Origin of the sequence: Halorubrum sp. AS12 (genome assembly GCF_051122765.1) — an archaeon.
Classification (GTDB): domain Archaea; phylum Halobacteriota; class Halobacteria; order Halobacteriales; family Haloferacaceae; genus Halorubrum; species Halorubrum trapanicum.
Genome location: NZ_CP185386.1, coordinates 229855 through 248480, shown reverse-complemented (window position 1 = coordinate 248480; position 18626 = coordinate 229855). Strand labels below are relative to the sequence as shown.

The following is an 18626-nucleotide window of genomic DNA, read 5'->3' as shown; positions in this document are numbered from 1 at the left end:
AGACGTCTTTCAGATAACCGAGAATAAGGCTTTAGACCAGAACCAGATACTTCTGATTCCCGTCGAGCTATTTTCAGCACCTAACACGACCGAAACCGGTGGAATAGAGGGGAATTCGCGATTCGAAGTGCCAAGCCGAAGAACCTCGAGAGATTCAGACCCGGTGAAGCAACGGTTCCAAAGTATTCAGATACGTCCGTAATCACCTTCGTTACCCCGCCGTCGAGCAATTTTTCAAATCACAGTATTATCCTGGAACTCGTCGAGGTACTTTCTACGCGCTCAAATCGGCCCGACGGGGTTCTTCTGCGATTTGAGCTCGTTATTTCGCCTTTCATATCGCGGTTTCCGTCCAAAGAAAGAGGCGATATGCGAGTGTGCGAAGGCCGCCGGCTCTCTCGGGCCGAGGGGCCGTCACGGGGGTAGCGGATTTACGGAAGTATCAGAATTAGCGCATAGGTTGACAGGGTGGGTTTTGGTGGGGTCTGTTTCCCCCGCGAGGGGGTGGCGGGGCACAACACATGCCCCCGATAGACGATGGCTTCGGAACGACGCAGCGAAACACGAGCAGCGCATCACGCAGGAACTACCCCCGACGGTCAGGCGCCGTGGGCGGGTCTCGAGATGACGGTTCCGACCGACCGGGATCACGCGTCGGTCGTCGCGCTCGTGGAGTGTGCTCTCGTCGAGCTCACGCACGAGACCGTGGGCGCCGCCTTCATCTCCCAGCAGGTCGGGCGGTCGACGCGGACACAATACGTCGCCGCCGACGACGTCGGCGAGCAGTTCCAGAAACGGCACTTCGACGACCGGCTGGGCTGGCAGGAGACCACCATCCCTCGACGAGCCGTTCGCGACGAGCTCATCACCCGGCTCACGCGGTCGGCGTCGACGTCAACGGAGCGGGCAGGTGAAGAAGCAGCCAGCGAGTCAGACACCTTCGTCGTGAAGCCAGTTCGAGAGCTCCGAACGCCGTAGCGGCTAGGCTTAACCAATATTCCGAACCGATACCGGCACTATGTTGGTTAACGCTGGGGCTGGATCCACTCCCTCGCCCCCACCCACCGCCCGACTCCGCGAGTGAGTGTATCTTGGCGGACGGGCGATCCGAGGAAGGTGCCGAATCTGTACGCCCTGAGTTGTTTGTCGGCGCCGGAAGGCGTGCAGCGCGCAACAGCATGCGCTGCGTGACTCACCATGCCTGGTCCCTATCCGCACGAGGAAACGAGTCGCGACTACGAACGGTTCGAGAAGGAACAGCTCGCCCAGGACCGCGACGCCGCCGGCGTCGACACGGCGGACATCGACGACGCGACGGCCCAGCGCCTGGTCAGCGACCTCGTCGACGCGGACGTCGTCACTCCGGTTCCCGAGGACCAAGTTCTGGTTCACGAGCCGAGCGGCACCGCGTTCGACTCATCGACGCAGCTGGCCGTCTTCCACCGAGGCTGGACGGCTGGCCGCGACGCCGACGCGGAGGGCGAGTGATTGGAGCAGACCCTTGTCGGCTGTGCGTTTTGCGACGCCCCGCCCGGTACCGAGACTGGCGAGGCGCACACCTGGGGACAGGACGAGCGGGTCACCCACCCGATCTGCGTCGACTGCGCGATTCAGACGGAGCCGGATCCCGACGAGCACGATCACGTCTCCTGTGACGGCTGCGGGCTGGTCGTCGATACGCTCGCGGCACTGACGCGGTTCCGCGTTGAACTGGGGCATCTTGAAGGCCCGTTGCAGCTGTGCGCCCGCTGTAGTCCGGGCGGGCTTGCGACGTACTGGACGCGCGATCTCGAGGAGCATCTCGTCGCGGCGCCGGTGGAGTGACCCCGACACTCATTACTGATTCGCTGTAAACTGTAATCAAGAAGGAATCGTGTCACGCACTTTAAATCGCGCCGACGGCGACATCGTCCAGGACTTCCTCTCGGTCGCCGATCTCCTCGAGGAGCCACAGCTGGCCCAGCTGTATGCGTACCTCGCTCAGGAGGGGGAGGTGACCGTCCAGGACGTGATGGACAACCTCGAGCTCGCTCAGGGAACGGCCTACAGCTACGTCAACCGGCTCGTCGACGCCGGCGTCGTCGACGTCACCGACGACGAACAGCCACGCCGGTACGCCGCCCGGGAGTTTGACCTGACTGTAACGACGGCCGCCGGCGATCGCGAGTACACGATCACACCGGCGCTGATTGACGCCGTCGGCCGCCGCGAGACGGACGGCGACATCGACACCTACATCGACCGACATGGCGTCGCCGGCCTCGCGACCGCGCTCACCTACGCTGTCGCCCGCGAACGCGGTGAGGTTATCCACCGGCTGATGGCGGAAGATCTGGACATCTCGCCGCTGGCGGCGGAGATGATTTTGCAGGCGCTCCGGCCCGTCGTCCACGAACACTACGACGTCGAGGAAGCTGGATCGGGTCTCGATGAGTTAGACATCGACGACGGCGACGACACCAGCGACGCGTGAGCCGGCTCCACATCGCCGACACCGGCCTATTCGTCGCGATGGGACAACCCTTGAACAGTCGGTACCAGGCTGTTCGCCGATTCGCTCGCCGGAACGACGTCGCCTTCGTCCTACCCGAACGGGTGTACGCGGAGCTGACCATCGACGACCCCGACGTCGAGGAAGTGCCGATTGACACCGCAATCGACGAAGGTGGGGGCCACACTCGAAAGCCCACTGCCGATCGGGTCCCCCGACCGGGTGAGACACCGTCTCGCTGCCCCTCATTCGCTGCTCTCAAGAGGAACCCGCTGCGCGCCTCGTGCCCGCGGTGCTTGCGTGGCCGGGGACGACCGAGGCGGCTGCCCCCGTTCGACGTCCGACCCACGATCCCTGGTACACCGGGTAGCAGATTATAGCTGGTTGTCCACGGCTGGGCCAAAGACGTCAGACGACCACGTGACTGCGCCGGGGGTACAATTATATTCGCCCATTCACACTGCCGCATAATGGCAGACCTTTCCGAGGTGGAGTTCGACTCAGGGAACTCTCGCTGGCAGTTCGCACAGTTCTGTACGACTTACTATCAGGACAGCGACGTCTGGACTGACGAACACGACCGATTTGAACACGTGGCGGAGACGCTGCGGGCGCTCCTTAACTCCTATCTTGAGGCGGACGTGTTTGGGGCGGATGAGCTGACGGCTTTGAAGTATGTGACGCAGGTTAGCAGTACCGTCGGCCGAGAGAAGACCCGTACGCGTATTCAGGCAACGTCAGGGGCCCCTAATACTCGTCAACGAGTACTCGAATTGCTCGATACAGACGTTTCGAAGGGTATCGTGGGTGGGCAGGCGTTTCACATTCAGGATGTCGACGATGATGCTGAAGCCACACTACTGGAGGCTTTCCGAACGTTAACTGATGATGCGGCCAGCGCTGACGACTGGGACAGTGCGGTTCGCTCGATTTTGGACCTCGATATGTACAATATCGGACTGGCGACGTGGTCGCCTGTGTTCTGTCTGTTGCGTCCGACTCGATACCCTATCGTCAACGCCAAACTGGCAGCTGGCGTTGATGCCTGGTTTGATGTTGACATTTCGACGGCGGCCTCCGATTACTTCGAAACAATCGAGACGCTTGCCACGATCCAGAGTCGCTTCGAATTTGCTGATCACTGCCGACAGCTGGATTTCTTTTTCTACTGGGCAGACGAGCTGACTGATGTTCAGGAATGGTTCGACCAGAACGACATCAAGGGTCGCAAGGTCTGGCAGATTAACGCCGGCCGAAAAGACCTCGATGAGCCGGACCGACTCTGGCCAATCTGGCGAGACGCTGGCGTCTGTAGTGTTGGATGGGATGTCGGCGACTTGCGAACACTGAGTGCGGATGAGATCGCAACAGCCGCAGCAGAGTACGATGGCGGGAACGTCTCCGATTACCTGCGACGGTTTGGGAAGGAAATACAGCCCGGGCAGATCGTAATTGCCCGGGTCGGCCAAACTCTACTGGGTATCGGTGTAACCCAGGCGAATGGCTATCAGTACTGTGGGGACTGGATCGCTGATCAGACTGATGGTGTCTACCACCCACATGTCTGGCCTGTCGAATGGTTCGTGCTACCCGAAGAAACGCCTGATACTGGTGACTGGGATGTCTCTACCGGTCTTCACCCACGGAAAACGCTGTTAGGAGTCGCCAATTTTGAAGAGCTCCGCCTGGCGTATGCAGACCGATATCCCGAAGCTGTCGATGACCTGCTCTCGATTGAGGGCTGCGCGCAGTCACCGACTACTGGTGATCTCCCAGACCTGTGTTCTGACGGCACTGGTCCAGAAGCGATCACAGAGACTGCTCCCTACTACTGGGTCAATCAAGGCCTTGAGGAAATCGAGGGGAGATACCTCCGAGCCCCTACCAGAGAGCTGTTCCAGTATGACCTCCCCAAACTAGAGGTCGGGGATAGGGTTTTCAGCTACAGCGACGGCCAGATACTTGGCTATCACACCGTGACGGAACCTGCGCAAGTGGTTCAGGTGCCTGTCGAGCAGTTAAACGACCCTGATACCGAAACGGGGACTGAACCCCGGTATCGTGTCGAAACGTCGTTTACATACTTTGACGACCCACTGGCATTCGTCGACGTCTTCGAGACGCTGCTTGAATACAAGCTAGAGCGGTATTATCCGGTCAACCCCGGCGGCATCAACCAGCAGTACCTGTTCAATCTCAGCGAGGAGGCCGGTGAGTATCTCCTCGCCAAGACTGGCAGTGAGCCGGCTTATGAGGACCTACCCGCGGCTGAGTCGGACATTGTTGAAAGACTCGACGAGCAGTCGTCCGGGGATGACGACTTACGCGGGGCGATCGCCCAAGCGACAATTGAGAACTGGACAGCGGTCCTGCGTCGTAATGACTTCATTGCCAGCACCGTTCGCCGTCGTGACTACGACACCCTCGCGGAAATCAAGTCCATCTACGAGTCCTTCGAGGATTCGCTCGAGGAACGAGCCGTGCATCTGAATGTGCGCTCGCTTGGGGAGTGTTCGCCGGCGCAAGTGCTGTTCATCGTTCTCATCAGGGACCTCCAGCGGGACGCCGGCGTCAGCAAGCCGAACCTGAACCACGTCAAACTCCCCAAAATCCTAGCAGAAACATACCAGAACGACCAATCGCTGGCTCAGCCACATACTGTTCCTGCTACGGCGTCTGAACTCGAGCGTCAGCTCCGTGCCAAACACCAGCTAGTGTTTCATGGGCCGCCGGGCACATCGAAGACGTTCACGGCCCAGCAGTTCGCTTACTGGTGGTTACACGAGACAGCTCCAGAGCCTGACGAAGAGCAACTCCGGACGGTGACGTTCCACCCATCGTTCACCTACGAGGACTTCATCGAGGGCTTGACAGCCACAGAGGCCGAGAACGGAGCTGTCCAGTACACCGTCGAGGAGGGTGTCTTTCAGGACTTCGCAACCCGCGCTCGGGATGCCTATGAGGCGGCGGATTCACTTGACGACGCCCCCAACTACGTGCTAGTAATCGACGAGATCAATCGCGGAAATCTGGCGCAAATCTTCGGCGAGACGATTACGCTACTGGAACACGACAAGCGGCTGGACGCAAAAAACGAGACCAGCGTCACTCTGCCCCATTCGGGTGAGGAGTTCTACGTGCCTCCAAACCTCTACGTCATCGGCACGATGAACACGGCCGACCGTTCGATCGCGCTCGTGGATGCCGCCCTGCGGCGTCGGTTCCGGTTCATCCATTTCGGCCCCGACCTGGAGCTAGTCTGTGAAGAATACGGGTTTGGGGATGGTGGCCTCGACGGCGCCAGGGAGGTTGCTGTCAACGGAACCGATCAGGCGGACCGACTGCTGGCACTGTCCGTCTGTGCCATAGACGCGCTGAACGCCGAAATCCGGGACGCCCCTGATCTGGGTCGCGGCAAACAGCTGGGCCACACGCCCTTGCTTGGGATTACTGGTGACACCTCCGAAGAGCGGAAACAGGCGATCGTCGATACCTGGCGCTACGAACTCATGCCGCTACTCGAGGAGTACTACTTCGGCCAGTTCAACCGCATGAACGACGAGCTGTTCGATGGAGATGCAGATAGCCTCTTCGACCTCTCGACCCAGGAGATTCGGGACTTCGAGGCCGATGCTCTCGAAGCGACGTGTCGATCGGTCAGTACTGATCTGCCGGAGGCTGATGATAATGAGCAGTGACTTGAAGGCCGCGAGCTGGCGAGATGACATGAGCCATGCCCGGACTCCGCCCAGATGAGCCGCGCTACACACGGTGGGTTGCAAGGAATCAACGTAGACCATCAGATCCGCGAGTACGAGGCGACAGACCCGATCGCCCGGGCCGACTTTCCGGAGCGAGCTCGCCAGGTCGTCGAAAACCAGATCAACACCGGCGACAGGCACGACGACGGAGCGCGATCAGGCGGCAAGCGCCTGGCAATTGAATGGCTCGAATCCGGCCAGGTCAAGCTCCATGCGACGAGCTACGTCGGACTGGTCACTTTACCTGGCGGGTTGACGATCGAAATCCTCCCGAAGGTCGAAGGGACGGACTTGCTGGCGATGCTACAGTTCTCTCAGGGGATTGAAGCTGAGACGACCGACGAGGAGACTCGCTTCGAGCAGGGTGAGCAATTCATTCAGGCGCTAGCGACGCTGTTCGAATCCGAGCTAAATCAGGTGTTGACCCGGGGCTACATACCTCCTATCGCCGCACTCAGGGAACGGAAGACCATATTCGCGGCCGGATAGACGTCCAGCGCCAGTTACAGCGTCATGGTCCTCAACCGACCCAGTTCGAATGTACCTATGACGAGCTGACACAGGATACTCTCCTGAATCAAGCGGTCCTGTACGCCACGGACGTGTTACTGCGCCTGGTCGGACGTGGACGCGTCGGCCAGGCCCTGGCGCGCCACAAGCAGGAGTTCCAGCGCCGCGTGGAACTACGGCCGGTTCGTCCTGTGGAACTGGATGCCGTCGAGGTCTCCCGGCTCTCCGAACACTACGAGGACCTGTATCGACTCACCCGGCTGGTGCTCAGTGGCCTCTACATTGATGACCTGCATGCAGGGGACGCGCGTCGTCTTCGCTCCTCGTAAATATGAATGACATCTTCGAGAGCGTCGTAGTCGAGGCAGTCCGGCAAATCTACGCAGGAAGCGGCGTTGAGGTAGTACCCCAGGCTCGCCGCCAAGAGCTGTTCTACAGTGGGTCACGTTCGGTTCCGATCAAGCCGGACGTTGCTGTTATCGACGACGAGGAAACGGTGTTCGTCGGGGATGCGAAATGGAAGGTTGACCGAAAGGGCAGCCGTTCCCCCTCAAGCGGGGACTTGAGTCAGATGATTGGGTATCAGGTGGCGTACGATGGGACTGGGATACTGTTCTATCCTGAACAGGATGGGTGGGTGGAATCGGTGTATGAATCAGACCTTGAGCACGACCTCCAGGTTGTAGAACTTCCAACCCAGTCAACCGGCGAGAACGATTATTCGAGCCGAGTAATAGATAAGATACGTTCTGTGATCCAGACAACACCTGAGTAATAGGACATATCACGAGGTAGTGGGTCCGGAATGCGGCCTTACTGAGAGATAACCAAGTTGGTGTTCCGTGACGGCCCGCCCCGCTCGCCGCTGCCGCCCTCCGCGTCGCTCGCGACCGACCATTGATTCTCATCAAAGAGAGGTTATGACGACGGGGTTCGAGATATTCGATCTGTAAAATAGCTATGAGCAAAATTCAACAGCGCCTCATCAACATTCGGATCATGACGTTCGGTACGGAAATGGAAGATCTGATTGCGGATATCCCCGACCTCATTGATTAGGCGACGAACAAAGTCGCCGTTCTCCTCAAAATATGGCTCAAACCGATACCAATTCTGACTCATGAACTGTGGATAATGGCCGAAACTACAGTCCGTCAGTCCCTCTGGCGTCCGGATATCCTTATCCTGGTAGAAGTCTTGTAGTTCAGTATCGAGATCATCAGGGAACGCTTCTTGGAGGAGCGTTCTAATCGCGATTTCGATGTCCTCAATCATCAGAAAGGGTTCGATCGAGTCCCGGAGATAATGAAGAAGATCGTAATTCGTGAGAATCTGTAACGACTCTTGATCGGGATCATCAACCAGCACATACGGATCTTCGGCCAACAAATCAAAGAGGACAACGAGATCTGCCGTGGGATCCACCACGGGTTCGACATCTTCGATAGCGATCTGAACTGTTCGCCCGGGGAGGTTCTTATCAGCACCCAGCTTGCGTAGTATCGACAGCACCTGAGAGATTGATCGATAGGACACCATCCCGATCAGTTTCCCGTCACGTTCGACGCCCAATTGAGAGTAGTCGTTCTCGAACATCATCTCAATCGCAGAAATCAGGTTGTTCTGAGAATCGACCGAGGCAAGGTCGTAGCTTGGGACATCAGCTACGGTTCGAACCATACATCGTTGAGGACGTGCGTCGCTATTGAAACCCCGTGTGGACATCCTTGGGGAAACGAATTCGTCCGGATACTCTGCGTTGTTTTTGAGCGCCTGCATAGGGTGCAGGCGCGTTCAGTCGTGCCTGCGACAGCACAGGTGATTCGAGATGCGTCACCACCACCAGCAACAGGTGTACCGCCAGCCGGAGGGGCGATGACCGATGTCGGTCGACTTCACCGAGATCGAGGAGGCTGAAGTCGAACTAGAATAGTGGTTAGTCGAACAGGCCGAGAACGGTGTCCCCGAAATCGTTCTGATCAGGCTCCCCCGAGACTACGCGGACGACGTCGAACAGTTCGGCTACGTGCCACAAATGTGGGGTGAGACAGAGCGATGAGACGGACCAACACCTTCGAGGTCGTCCCGCAATCGGAGCGATCCGATATCGTCCTTCGACGCCTTCTCGATGCGTCAGCAAGCCTCTGGAACCAGCTGACGTATGCGCGCCGGCAGCAATTTTTCGCCGGCGAGAGCGTCTGGGAATGTGACGGCTACTACGACGAGTACGTCGACGTGTTGGGGTCGGCGACGACCCAGCAGATCACCCGCGTCAACGACGCCGCCTGGCGGTCGTTCTTCGAGACGGTCGAGGAAGCCAAACAGGAGGTTAGTCCACCCGGCTACTGGGGGAACCAAGCCGATGGGCGCGACCTGCGGACCTACATCCGCAACGACGCCTACACGATCAGCTGGGGCGAGCTCTCCCGGCTTGAGATCCCCATCGGCAGCCAGCTCAAAGACGAGTACGGCTTCAGTCAGTTCGAACGGCTCTAGGTTGCCGTTCGGGGTTCGCCGCACTGGCAGGGCGACCAAGGCCGCCTCCACCTCACCTATGACGACGTCGACGAGACGTACCGGGCTCACCAGCCAGTGACTGTTCCAGATCGCGAGCAGGCGACTCCGACGGGGACGGACGCCGCTGCGCTCGATATCGGCGCGAACGTCCTCGTGGCGTGTACGACGACGAGTGGCGACCAGTCCTAGTACGTGGCCAAGAGCCGTTCCGGCAGTTCTGCGAAACTACCGAGCACATCGCGGACGCCAAGGCGAAGTTGCCGGATGGACAGCAGACCAGCAACCGAATCCAACGTCTCTATCGGAAGCGGTCACGCCGGCGCGACCACGCCGTGAACGCGCTGCTTCGTGACCTCGTTGAGCGACTCCACGACGACGGCGTCGAAACCATCTACCACGGCGATCTCACCGGCGTTCTCGGCGAGTACTGGTCGGTCGAGGCCAATCTCAAAGCGCGTATCTTCTGGGCGCATCGGCAGTGTCTCAAGCAACTCGCGAACGTCTGCGAGGGGTACGGCATCGAGGTGGCCTCACTCTCCGAGGCGTGGACCTCCCAGACGTGTCCGGAGTGTGGTGAGCGCGAGCGGACTCGCCGGCATCGCGAGACGCTAAGGTGTCCGTGTGGCTTCGAGGGGCACGCCGACCTCGTCGCGTCGCGAACGTTGCTCGAACAGGCGACGAACACCGACGTCAGGCCGACGGCACGGCCCGTGCGGTTCCAGTGGGACGACCATCAGTGGTTCCCTGTCGAGGAAGCCACAGTGGCTCCCAACGAATTGCGCACAGACCCGCAAGGTGCCGCCGTGGTGTTGCCGTGACACCAGCGAGCGGACGCTCCGTGTCCGCGGACTGGATGTCGATCCGCTGGTCGCTCGCTTTTCAAGCTACAGGCGCTTTCAGTAATGCTCTAACTGTTGTCGGTGGAATGGGAGGTTATGTGGGTAGACATTCTCGTGGTCGCGGTCAGTTTGATCGGCTCGTTCCTGATTTCGATGTATACGGTCAACAGTAGAATCGACAAGGAACGGGGGCGTGAGATCGAGCGGTGGTACGTGGATGCAGGTGTGCAAGCGGATTTAGCCAGGAAGAAATACTCGAATGAGGTTCTCAGTGAGAGCTCGACCGGGAACGACACGGTGGAGGTTCTCAGAGCACGAGCTGACGAGCTCCAGCAACACGCAGCCGAGGGTCGATATCTTGGGGTGGATGAGTCGATCTGGTCCGCTCTCAGAGATATCGGGATGAACTACCGGTGGATGGCCTCCGAAATAGAGGCTGATGAAACAACGGACTGGTCGGAGCTGACGGATCTAGAAGACGAAATGTGGGAGTTGACGGCCAAAGTGTCTGAGAGTATCCCGTCCGAAACGGAGTACTCGGCGGCGCGGAACGATTGGTGGCCGTTCTGGTAGCCACAAAGGCGGAAGAGCAATATCGAGTCAGGGGCCGTTTATTAAGCAGACAATAGCCTCTATCGGCTGGCCGGTGTGTACGATACGGCACGCACCGCTCGCCGCGTTCCGCCCTCCGCGTCGCTCGCGACCGACCATTCCGGGCGGTCTGCCTACAGTAGCGGGCGGACTGCCGGGCTAAAATGGATGTGCCCTCGGCGCCAGCGCTTCACCCGTTCGGGTCCTGCGGACCTCGGCACAGCCGACCGCGACGGACGTAGTTGCGTCGCGGCGAACGGGGAATGCGCTGGCCGCTCGCTCCGGGCGGGTCGACGCGCGGTGCTGGTTGGGGCCACCTCATGCAGGCGCGCTCTCGCTCGCGCCCGGTAGGGCGCTCGCGAAGGCGCGAGCGAGAGCGCGCAGATGGTTCTGTCGGTCGTTGTCGTCGGAAAACCGCGATGTTGGAGCATCGCGGAGTCGGCGCGTGAGCGCCTTCGTCGGAAATCACCCTGTAAGTGATTCCAATGTCTAGTAACAACGCTAGCGGAAAGGTCGTTTCGGTCGATGAACAGGCATTCGAGAACGCGGGCGGTCAGGCGGTCGATGAAGACGGCTTCCCGGTCGTCGACGAGACGCCGGAGTTCGAGGCGGCGGTCGAGCAGGAGACGCAGGCGAAGGTGGATGCCAACCACCCGGACGGGATCGCGGACACGAGCGAGGACCGGATTCACGGTGTCACTCTCGAACAGGAAGAGCGCATTCGGGCGCGGGACGCCGAACTGGAGCGCATCAGTGCCCAGGCCGAGCTGGGAACACAGAACGGTCGTGAGCAGCGCACGCGAGCGGTCGCCGCTGAAGGGAGCAAGGAACGCCGGCGGGAGTTCCAGAAGCGGGCCGCGAGCGTGGACCCGATGGCCGACCCCGAACGGGACGATCCTCGCACGGAGCTCTCTCAAGATGAGCTGGCGACGGTGAACACGGAGGCAGACCGACTTGCGACGCGGGTGGATGGCTGGTCACGTGCGGCGATCAGTCGACGCCTGGCCAAAGCGGTCGTCGACGGCACGGACATGACGAGTGCGGTCGTGCGGGTGTTCGAGGAGTTGGAGACGGCGCCAGGACAGGTGGTTCCAATCGGGAAGCTCGAGGACGTCGATCGCAAAGAAGTGAGTGTCGAAGGTCAAATTGAGGTGCTTTGGGATAGTGACTCTCCAGTCATCGCTCAAGTTGGCCTGATCGCAGACGAAAGCGGGCAAACGAAGGTGACGATCTGGGAGAAATCGAATGCCCCCTGGGTCGAAGAAGGTGAACGGGTGCGCATCCACGGAGCAGCGAGAAATTGGTACGACGGACGCGTCTCACTGGCCGTCACTGGCTGGTCGACCCTTCATTTCCCGGAACGCGGCCGCTGGTGGGACGAATAGCCAATCGGAGCAGCCCTTTTTTTGCTGTGTGCCGGACCGACCCTGACCCCGCCGCCCCACCCTCCGCTCCGTGCTCGCTTCGCTGCGCGCGCAGCCACAACCTCTCGGACAGTTTTTCTGGCGCCGCTATGGGTGCCGGCGCAAGTAGGCCGGCGAGTGACACTGAAATGTACGAATGCGACTACTGTAGTGCTACGTTCGATAGAGCTAGCGCTCTCGGTGGTCATGTTGCCTCCGTACACCGGTACGGGGAGTACGAATGCGAGACTTGCGGTAAGAGCTTCGCCTCGCTTACAGCCTATCGTGGCCACCTCGGTGGCCAAACCTCCATCGGGCGTGACGAACTGAAGACTGAGCTTCGACGACTCACTAAGCAACTGGGCCGGTCACCCACGCGAGACGAGATGGAGACAGACGGGTCGTATTCAGCAACAGCGTACTGTACCGAGTTCGGTTCGTGGAGTAACGCTATCCGCTCGATCGGGCAGAAACCAGCCCAGGAAAGCCGCATACCAGACGAGGCTTTGATAGAGGCGATCCGCAACTTAGCTAATGAGCTCGGGCGTGTGCCGACTGCACCAGAGATGGATGAACGGGGTGCGTACTCACAACGAACCTGTGCGGATCGGTTTGGGTCGTGGGCCAACGCGGTACTTGAAGCGGGCCTTGAACCCGCTGGCAAGCAGAATATTCCCAAGCCGGAAGCTCCTTGCTGAGATCAATCGGCTTGCTTCAGAACTCGGCCATGCCCCGACGGTGGAGGAGATGAATTCGGAGGGGCAGTATCACGTTGCAACCTACTACGACCGTTTCGAATCGTGGCGCCAGGCGAAACGCCGTGCGGGGTACGGTGACTCACAAGACGAGCGAGTGGCGTGGAAGCGACAGAAGTGGAGCCAGACGCGGTGGCGCCGACAGCGTCAGCGAGTCCTTGAGCGTGACAACTACTGCTGCCAGACGCCCGGGTGTGAGATCAATCAATCCGAACACCACGCGCGTTATGGAAAGGACCTCCATATCCACCACATCAGACCTCGGCGTGAATTCGTTGATGCGGACGGTCAATATGACGCTGAGGCGGCGAACGCGCTAGATAATCTGATCACACTCTGTGCTGTACATCATCGCTTCTGGGAACAGCTAGCCCCGCTCCAGCCCGATATTCGCTAACCGCACCCGGTGGTGTTGCTCGCCCCCGCGATGGGTGGCGGGGCCACCAGCGATCCCGTCCCACTATGACCGACAACACGACACTCACGGCCCGTGAACGGCTTCGCATTCACCTCCGCGAAGCCCGCCGCACGACCGACTCGCCGATCGTGGAAGCACAGTTAGAGGCCGCACTGGACACCTGGACCGACCTCCCGCCGACACCGCTGCGGGAGTGTCCCGTCTGTGGGAAGGTCGGCCTTCCAGAGCGGATTCGAAATCACGAGTGTACGCAGTCGCTGCGGCAGGAACACCGCTAACCGAGCAGGGTGCCTGGTGAAAGTTGATTCTTCAATTGGCGAAACACAGTTAGAAACCACTCTGGATGCCCGCGATGATCTGCCTCCGATGTCTTCGATAGAACAAGTAAATAGTGGGCCCGAAAAATCCCAAGAGAAGCCCCAGATAGTGGGATAGAATGTTCACAGCTCCGTCGCCTTGAGTGATATCTTGAGGAAAGAGCAGTACAGGAGACACCAAGAATAGGAGGCCCGCGATCATTACCAGTTCAAAATAGCCTTCCATCGAAGTTAGTCCGGCAGCGGCTTCCTTTACCTCGTCAAGGCCCACCTGGTAGGTGTCGTAGATGGTAATCAATACAGCGAACAGCAGAATGCCAGCTGCTGCAGTAACGCCGGAGTAGGTTCCTGCGATGATCGCGGCGGCTATGAGGAACAGTACGACCCCGTGAGCGGGTTCTATCTCCTCTGAGACCTTGTTGTGGATGAATAGAAATAGCGAGACGGGGAGGAGCCCGAAGAATGCGGAGCCGATTCCAGAGAAGCCTGCTCCGGTTCCAGAGCCAAGAGCGGCTATGTTGCTCAGAGCTATGACGAACGGGAGGATGAAGAGGAATGACAAGAACGTGTATCGAAACAGCTTCCGTTCATCAGCCAGCACCAAAAGCAGGTATATTGGACCGATCAGGACGCAGTAAGCCGCCAAGTTATTGCTGAAGTGGTTGAATCCTCGATGTACAAAGGCAGAGCTCCAGAGATTGAAGATAGAGTAATTACCGTAGTCTAGGATCAAAGCATTCTGAATTGACTCAGGAAGCAGGAAGACGAGCGAAAGGAAAATGGGCACCGAAGAAATCAAAGTCAGATCAGATACCCGCGTTTTCTCCCTTACTTCACTCCGAAAATCACTGAACCAAGCCATAGAGCGAAACATCCCTGTAAGGCCTAAATAATCATATATTAAGCGGGTATTTGGGGCCTATCTTTGGGCTGTTTGTGTGGATCCCTATGCTGGGTCTTTTACCTCAACTCTTGGTGGTTTTGTGGTCCAAGGCGCGATATGGTGGAAGGAGTTTCTGGTTACTGCTGCGCTTACAGAGTTTGGTATGCGGTATAGTCCAACCTCCAAAGTTACATCTTCGACTTCAATATCGAACGATGCTCCATGGGGTGCTGGGAAGCTGCCATCGCCTTCTTTCTCTACTTCTTCGAATTTCATTTCCGGGACGAGCCTTCCATTGCTGTAGTTGAACGTCATCTTCCCTGAGAAGCGTACCCCAACTTCCTGGTCGTTGTGATCCTCGTGAATGAGGGTCTCGGTTTCGAATGGGTACGTGCTATTCGGCTCAATACCTACTTGTTCGAGATCTTCAACTTGCTGCTTGTGTTCCTCAGAAACCTTGTCATCAACGTACTCAATGAATTCAGGGATGGTCCTTGCTTCAGAGTCTTGGATACACTGAGAGAGTTCCTGTAATGCGGTTTTCAAGCTATGACGCATAGCATCAACCTCAGCGTCTAGATTAGGTTGTTCAAGTCCAGCATGTAGCGCATCATTCCGAGCCTCGAAGACGGAGTCCAGTATATCCCGTGTTTCATCAGTGTCCCACAGCTTGCCAACCGTGATCATATTCTCTATTTTCTCGCCACGGCTAGCCGTATCTGTAGATGCGATCGTTTCCAGGCAAGCAGCGTAATATATTATTTTATCAATATTTCGTGAACCTGTATTCCCTTTCCTATAGAGGTGAATCCCTCGGCTATAGAACTCCACGAGAGGCGAATCATCAGTCAATGTAGGAAGTGCGTCATCAACCAAACGACTCGAAATTTGGCTAGGGAAGACGATCCTTTCAGACGTTTCTCTAGTCATTCCCGTTGACTTCGACATCTCATAAGCTGATTCGGACCACCGAATATATTTTAGCTTGTCACGGTACTGCGGTGCTTCAATATCTGAAAGGCTATCTGGCATATGATAAGGCATCCAAGAAGGTTCCAAGCTTCTCAAATGCGAATTTCGTTAGCCCCGTACGCGAAGTAGGCCTCCACCCGTAACTTCACCAGCGCATCATTTTCTAACAGCTCCGGAAGATCAGGATCTACATATTCCCTTTCCTCTCCGTCATATGGATAGATCTCTGCGAGCGTGTCAACCGAAAATTCCCCGGGAGGAGCAATCAACTCCACAAAATCGTCAGGCTCGATCCGATTCTCTGGTTCAAAGTTCGGGAGGAAAAAAACGAACGTATTCTCAGTTGGCTCCTGATGTAGTTTTTTCTCTATATACTCAAAATATTCGTTCTCATAGTTGTATGTGTGAAGATTTTGAAGGTCCCGTCGGTGCCATCCCTTCAGTTTAAAGGCTTGATACAGCCGCTGGAGTTCTTGGACAACCTCTTCTTCAGTCCCATATTCGAAGGCCTGTTTTAAGTCTTGAATATCATATTCGGCAGACTCAATCTCGCTTCTGACATTCTCCAGACCTTCGACTAAGTCCTCGGTTAGAGCCTCGCGTGTATCTTGGTTTTTCCGTGCTAACCAGGTTTCGATGAATTCGTTTTGCTGGTAGATAGAGTGAAGAGGCACATCCTGAGTAGCGGTTTCTAGATTCTGAGCGAAGCTGCTTTCTCTGTGTTTTCTCTTTGGATTTGAGTTCGTTCAGGTCTTTTCTAACGTCCTTAATGTGGCTCCTTTCTGCGTCTGTTAGTTCTTGGTAGAGAGTGTCGAATTCTGAAAGAACCTTCTTGGAGGACCACTGGCCGCTCCGTAGTCGGCTTTGGAGTCTATCGATTTGAGAGATAGGGTACTCCGTATTGTCCGGGTATCGGAACAGCAGGTCGAATAGATTCAAAAAGCGGTCCTTCTCCATCTTTGAAGGAAGCATTGGAACTGAAACCTATTGGAACCCAGGATTTAGCGTTGCCAACACAAAGCGTCCACCAATAGTGTCGGATGAATTCCCTGCGCCTGTGTGAAATGGAGGTAGTTCAGAGCGAATCTATCTTCCCCCTCATTCAGATATCCCCCAGAGACCTGAAAGGGAACTCGATCAATCGCCCCGAGTCCTCTCGTCAAGTGATCCGGTATCGGATCTTCAAGCTCTGAATGGACCGCCTCTGGCCAGTTTGAAAACGGGTTATCTGCGGTAATGTACAATCGCTAGTTGTCCACTCTGGCTCAGCAGCTCACAAGCTGACACGTTGTAGTGAAGGAAGCGGGTGAATCAGGAACCTGATTCATCCGCTGTCCGGATACGCACCTAATGAATCTTCCACAACTCAAGCAGGTGCTTACAGATCCGGACGAGTTCATTACGAACAGCCAACTCAAGACTCTTGCTCTGGAGGTGCTTGAGTTGATTCCGATGCCAGGAATCGAGGGGTCGCCCCTCGATTCCGGCGATATCATGGAAGTCGTTCTCCGTGCGGCTGTCGGGACAACCTCGGTCAACGGGGTCACGACCAACACAGACGAGACACCCAACAGAGAACCCGTCATGGACTGGCTCCATACTCTCGACAAAGAGCCGATGCTGGACGCTGTCAACGACATTCTCGCGACGTTGGCGATGTCGGTTCTCGACCGGTCGCGGTCGAGAACCGTCTGGCATCGATTTCATGGACAACCCGTTTCACGGGCACCCAGCGGACGAAGACGAGTTCAGGCGAATCAAAGCGCGTGATGGCACGACGAAGTGCCATCGGTACTGCACGGCGTTCGTACTCGCGCAGGGAAAGCCGCTGACGCTGGCGGTTGAACCGGTTGCTGGCGACGATAGCGCAGCCGACGCGGTCGAGCGCGTGCTCGCCCGCGTCGAACTGTATCCGTTCGAGCTCGAGCGGATTCTCATGGATCGAGCAGCCTACGTCGGCGAGGTGATCGGCGTGCTTCGGGCGACAGCGCCGCCAGTCTTCCCGGTCAAGACCGGGAAAGACTCGCTCCGGAAGAAACTTTCAGCGACAGCGTCGTACATGACCGAAGAAACGATCTGTGAAGGTAAAGCGCACGAACAGACGTTTCCGCTGGCGGTGAACGTGACCTACCAGAACGGTGATCGCGGGAAGTCAGGACTCAAACAGACTGGATACGCGGCGTACGGTCTGGAAGACCGCACGCCGCGGCAAGTGGCGCGGATCTACAACAACCGCTCACGGATCGAGAAGAGCTACGAGAAGTTCCGGGAAGCGCGGGCCCTTACGACGACGCCATCGACAACAATTCGGCTCTTCTACGTGGGTGTAGGGTTCCTGTTAGAGCAGTTGTGGCTGGTGGTGGCAGTGGGCAGTGCTCGCCCGGCCACGGCGTGGCGGGCGAGCACGCCTGGTAGAGTTCACGTTCAGTGATGCGTTTCTCCATGGGATCGAACGGGTGTTGGACGACGAGCTCGGCTGGAAGACCAAGCATCGGACAAACGGGGAGGGACTGCCACCAGGATACGAGCACGGACTCGGGTGAGCCGCCTCGCTTCGGTCGAAGCGAGGCTGGCGGGGAGCAACAGCTGTCTTCTGAGAGCGGTTTGAGCGATGGCCACAGCGGAAAGCAACCAGATCTTTGACTCTTTTCCCAGTCTCTGTAGTGCCAAAAGTGTCCTTCGTCTCGTTTCGGCGCTCTCACCATGTCAGACCAGCCTCTTGCTGCCGCCGCTATCGAGAGAGTGGACAACTAGCGACTATGACCTCTGAACGGCATAACACGGAACGACGGCGAAATCGTCGCGACAACGTATCTGATACTGGGATCGACGTCCGCTGCGTCCGGAGACGGTTACAACATCATACGGCACGGATCGAACGCCGTCAGGTCGGAGAGGCGCTCTCCAAACTCGAGACGCAGGGTGGCCTCACCGACGAACAACGGCAAACCGTCCGGCTGCTCGGGGGTACTCTCGCTTGGCGGCTAATTTCGAACTTCGAGTCACCACTGAACGGACGTACTCAAAACAAGCAAGCAACCGCCCGCGCTGTCGCACGATTGTTTAATCTCGTTCCAGAGAGTCATTTTGATGATAAGTGCGAGCAGCCGTGATACACTCATCTTCGTGTGGCCCGGGTGTGTTCATGGACCGCGGCTCGAAATTCACT

General features: G+C 57.7%; 15 protein-coding genes and 4 pseudogenes. 14 read left to right on the top strand and 5 right to left on the bottom strand.

From position 1 onward, the window contains the following. The first annotated feature begins 537 nt into the window (after positions 1-537). The 8 genes and pseudogenes from ACODNG_RS16125 (at position 538) to ACODNG_RS16090 (ending at position 7537) form a co-directional block, all read left to right on the top strand. Positions 538-978 (top strand): hypothetical protein, encoded by a 441-nt coding sequence (locus tag ACODNG_RS16125; protein WP_434523148.1) that lies wholly within the window; start codon positions 538-540, stop codon positions 976-978. Positions 979-1197: 219 nt separating this feature from the next. Beyond that, positions 1198-1488 (top strand): hypothetical protein, encoded by a 291-nt coding sequence (locus tag ACODNG_RS16120; RefSeq protein ID WP_434523147.1) that lies wholly within the window; start codon positions 1198-1200, stop codon positions 1486-1488. After that, positions 1489-1824 (top strand): DUF7558 family protein, encoded by a 336-nt coding sequence (locus ACODNG_RS16115; protein ID WP_434523146.1) that lies wholly within the window; start codon positions 1489-1491, stop codon positions 1822-1824. Positions 1825-1873: 49 nt separating this feature from the next. Further along, positions 1874-2473, top strand: coding sequence for a DUF7437 domain-containing protein (locus ACODNG_RS16110; RefSeq protein WP_434523145.1), 600 nt, complete (start codon positions 1874-1876; stop codon positions 2471-2473). Further along, positions 2470-2707, top strand: a pseudogene (locus ACODNG_RS16105) (hypothetical protein); the annotation flags it as partial. The gene ACODNG_RS16110 and the pseudogene ACODNG_RS16105, both read left to right, overlap by 4 nt. Before the next feature lie 254 nt (positions 2708-2961). After that, positions 2962-6189 (top strand): AAA family ATPase, encoded by a 3228-nt coding sequence (locus tag ACODNG_RS16100; protein ID WP_434523144.1) that lies wholly within the window; start codon positions 2962-2964, stop codon positions 6187-6189. Between the two features lie 54 nt (positions 6190-6243). Beyond that, positions 6244-7091: pseudogene (locus tag ACODNG_RS16095) on the top strand (5-methylcytosine restriction system specificity protein McrC). 2 nt (positions 7092-7093) lie between these two features. Beyond that, on the top strand, positions 7094-7537 hold the full coding sequence (locus ACODNG_RS16090; RefSeq protein WP_434523143.1) for a 5-methylcytosine restriction system specificity protein McrC: 444 nt from the start codon (positions 7094-7096) through the stop codon (positions 7535-7537). 143 nt (positions 7538-7680) lie between these two features. Here the strand turns inward: ACODNG_RS16090 and ACODNG_RS16085 are convergent, their stop codons facing one another. Beyond that, the gene (locus tag ACODNG_RS16085; protein WP_434523142.1) at positions 7681-8442 is read right to left on the bottom strand and encodes a CBS domain-containing protein; all 762 of its coding nucleotides are present in this window, start codon (positions 8440-8442) and stop codon (positions 7681-7683) included. A 375-nt stretch (positions 8443-8817) separates the two neighbouring features. Between ACODNG_RS16085 and ACODNG_RS16080 the strand changes: the two are divergent. From ACODNG_RS16080 to ACODNG_RS16065, 4 genes and pseudogenes are all read left to right on the top strand, one after another. Continuing rightward, positions 8818-10097: pseudogene (locus ACODNG_RS16080) on the top strand (RNA-guided endonuclease InsQ/TnpB family protein). Between the two features lie 117 nt (positions 10098-10214). Next, positions 10215-10691, top strand: a complete 477-nt coding sequence (locus ACODNG_RS16075; protein WP_434523141.1) for a hypothetical protein — start codon at positions 10215-10217, stop codon at positions 10689-10691. Between the two features lie 503 nt (positions 10692-11194). Next, positions 11195-12094, top strand: coding sequence for a DNA-binding protein (locus tag ACODNG_RS16070; RefSeq protein WP_434523140.1), 900 nt, complete (start codon positions 11195-11197; stop codon positions 12092-12094). Positions 12095-12222: 128 nt separating this feature from the next. Continuing rightward, positions 12223-12810 carry a homing endonuclease associated repeat-containing protein gene (locus ACODNG_RS16065; protein WP_434523139.1) on the top strand — a complete coding sequence of 196 codons (588 nt, stop codon included), beginning with the start codon at positions 12223-12225 and terminating at the stop codon, positions 12808-12810. A 139-nt stretch (positions 12811-12949) separates the two neighbouring features. Here the strand turns inward: ACODNG_RS16065 and ACODNG_RS16060 are convergent, their stop codons facing one another. Next, positions 12950-13159, bottom strand: a complete 210-nt coding sequence (locus ACODNG_RS16060; protein WP_434523299.1) for a hypothetical protein — start codon at positions 13157-13159, stop codon at positions 12950-12952. Positions 13160-13413: 254 nt separating this feature from the next. Here ACODNG_RS16060 and ACODNG_RS16055 point away from each other — a divergent pair, with 254 nt between their 5' ends. Continuing rightward, positions 13414-13563: a hypothetical protein gene (locus ACODNG_RS16055; RefSeq protein WP_434523138.1), complete on the top strand. Its 150-nt coding sequence runs from the start codon at positions 13414-13416 to the stop codon at positions 13561-13563. 49 nt (positions 13564-13612) lie between these two features. Here ACODNG_RS16055 and ACODNG_RS16050 read toward each other — a convergent pair whose 3' ends face one another. The 3 genes from ACODNG_RS16050 to ACODNG_RS16040 form a co-directional block, all read right to left on the bottom strand. Further along, positions 13613-14464: a hypothetical protein gene (locus ACODNG_RS16050; protein ID WP_434523137.1), complete on the bottom strand. Its 852-nt coding sequence runs from the start codon at positions 14462-14464 to the stop codon at positions 13613-13615. Between the two features lie 84 nt (positions 14465-14548). Continuing rightward, positions 14549-15517, bottom strand: coding sequence for a hypothetical protein (locus ACODNG_RS16045; RefSeq protein ID WP_434523136.1), 969 nt, complete (start codon positions 15515-15517; stop codon positions 14549-14551). 32 nt (positions 15518-15549) lie between these two features. Then, positions 15550-16131 (bottom strand): hypothetical protein, encoded by a 582-nt coding sequence (locus ACODNG_RS16040; RefSeq protein WP_434523135.1) that lies wholly within the window; start codon positions 16129-16131, stop codon positions 15550-15552. Positions 16132-16807: 676 nt separating this feature from the next. Here ACODNG_RS16040 and ACODNG_RS16035 point away from each other — a divergent pair. Further along, positions 16808-18000: pseudogene (locus ACODNG_RS16035) on the top strand (ISH3 family transposase). Positions 18001-18626: the final 626 nt, after the last annotated feature.